Source organism: Streptomyces sp. ME19-01-6, assembly GCF_033793745.1.
Classification (GTDB): Bacteria; Actinomycetota; Actinomycetes; order Streptomycetales; family Streptomycetaceae; genus Streptomyces.
Genome location: NZ_JARAXF010000132.1, coordinates 1 through 662, shown reverse-complemented (window position 1 = coordinate 662; position 662 = coordinate 1). Strand labels below are relative to the sequence as shown.

1 protein-coding gene is annotated in these 662 nt (G+C 73.4%); it reads left to right on the top strand.

All coding sequences use genetic code 11. The features are described 5' to 3' along the window. Positions 1-662 (top strand): IS701 family transposase (locus PV419_RS52985; RefSeq protein ID WP_319701265.1); only part of this gene is annotated, 662 nt, incomplete at both ends.

The window sequence follows — 662 nt, the reverse complement described above, 5'->3', positions numbered from 1 at the left end:
CCCAAACGCCTGGGCGGTCGATGACGTGTCGTTCCCCAAGGACGGAAGGATGTCGGTCGGCGTCGCCCACCAGTACTGCGGTGCGCTGGGCAAGCAGGCCAACTGCCAGGTCGCGGTCAGCGTGCACGCGGTCTCCGATACGGCCTCGTGCCCGCTGAACTGGCGGCTGTTCCTGCCCCAGCAGTGGGCCGATGACGCCGTCCGGCGCCGGCGGACCGGCGTCCCGGAAGACGTCGGGCACCGGGAGAAGTGGCGGCTGGCACTGGACGCCCTGGACGAACTGGCCGGATGGGGACTGGTGCCGCCGGTTGTGGTGGCGGATGCGGGCTACGGCCAGAACGCCGACTTCCGTGCCGCCCTGGCCGAGCGGGACATCGCGTACGTGGCCGGCATCCGCGGCGATATCACCGCCCAGCCGCACAAGGCGGTCCCCGCCACCTCTGCCTGGTTGGGCAACGGCCGCCGGCCTCAGCCCCGCTACCGGCAGCCACCGGTGACGGTGGCGGAACTGGCCACGGCCGCCGGACGGGAAGCCTTCATGGAGGCGACCTGGCGGGAAGGCTCCCGCTCCCCGATGACCTCACGCTTCCTCGCGATGCGGGTCCGGCCCGCCGGGGTGCGCCCGCGTCGGCTGGCCCAGGCCGCCGCACGGGCCGAGCACG